The sequence below is a fragment of the Leisingera sp. F5 genome (assembly GCF_001593695.1).
On sequence record NZ_LUKH01000989.1, the window covers coordinates 1 to 1376 of the forward strand.

General features: G+C 63.8%; 2 protein-coding genes and 1 pseudogene. All 3 read left to right on the top strand.

The window, feature by feature from the left end; genetic code table 11:
• On the top strand, window positions 1-779 hold a 779-nt coding region (rsmI, locus tag A2I95_RS38155), incomplete at its 5' end, for a 16S rRNA (cytidine(1402)-2'-O)-methyltransferase (protein WP_291737616.1).
• Window positions 780-782: 3 nt separating this feature from the next.
• A complete protein-coding gene (locus A2I95_RS38160) occupies window positions 783-1157 on the top strand; it encodes a YraN family protein (RefSeq protein ID WP_291737617.1) in 375 nt (124 codons plus the stop codon).
• A gap of 71 nt (window positions 1158-1228) precedes the next feature.
• Window positions 1229-1376, top strand: a pseudogene (locus A2I95_RS38165) (glutathione synthase); the annotation flags it as partial.

A 1376-nucleotide genomic window follows, 5' to 3' on the forward strand; every position in this document is an offset into this window, starting at 1 on the left:
TGCGTGCGCTGGATGTGCTGGCCTCGGCGGATGTGCTTGCGGCTGAGGATACACGCTCGCTGCGCAAGCTGATGGAGATTCACGGCGTGCCCCTGGGCGGACGGCGGATCATTGCTTACCACGACCACAGCGGTGCCGCGGCGCGTGCCAAACTGCTGGAGGCGGTGGCGGAGGGCAAATCGGTTGCCTATGCCTCCGAGGCCGGAATGCCGCTGATTGCTGATCCTGGCTTTGACCTCAGCCGGGCGGCGGCAGAGGCAGGCCATACCGTCACCTGCGCGCCTGGCGCCTCGGCGGCGGCCACGGCGCTGACGCTGGCTGGACTGCCCACGGATGCGTTCTTCTTTGCCGGTTTTTTGCCCAATGCCTCCGGCGCCCGGCGCAAGCGGCTGGAGGAGTTGCGCGAAATCCCCGGCACGCTGATTTTCTATGAATCGCCCAAACGCGTTGCAGCCTCCGTTGCCGATATGGCCGCGGTGCTGGGCAACCGTCCCGCTGCAATGTGCCGGGAGCTGACCAAAAAATTCGAAGAAGTCCGCCGCGCGCCGCTGGCTGATCTGGCTGCGGCGCTGGAGGAACACCCGGTCAAGGGAGAGATTGTGCTGCTGGTGGACCGGGCGCAGGAGACTAAAGTCAGTGAAGGGGATCTGGAAAGCGACCTGCAGGCAGCGCTAAAGGATAATTCGGTCAAGGATGCCGCCGGGATCGTGGCTGAGATGCACGGGCTGCCGCGCCGCAAGATCTATCAGCTGGCGCTGCAGATGGCCAAGGACAGCTGAGCCTTGACCCGCGCCCGCCAGCATCGCGGTTTCCGCGCCCATCTTGCCGGGGAGGCGGCAGAGGAGATTGTTGCACGCCATTATGAAAACCACGGCTACACTGTGGCAGAGCGCCGCTGGCGCGGGCTGGGCGGCGAGATCGACCTGATTCTGCGCGGTCCGGAAGAGCTGGTGTTTGTCGAAGTGAAGCAGAGTTCCAGCAGCAATGCCGCTGCCTTGCGGATTACACGCCGGCAGGTGGAGCGCATCTATGCCAGCGCCGGGCAATTCCTGGAGACCGAACCGCAGGGCCAGCTGACGCCGGTGCGCTTTGATGCGGCTCTGGTGGACGGTACTGGCGCTGTGGAGGTCATCGAAAACGCCTTTGGTTTGGATTGAACTGCGCCTGACCCATTGAACCCCAAGCAGCGCTGGGCCATGTATTTGGCCAGTTTACAAGGGATACTGCCATGAAAATCGCCTTTCAGATGGATCCGGTCATGGGCGTGGACATCAACGCGGACAGCAGCTTCCGCCTGGCCGAGGAAGCCCAGGCGCGGGGGCATGAGCTGTTCTACTACGCCCCCGACCAGCTGGCCTATCAGGAGGGCCGCATCA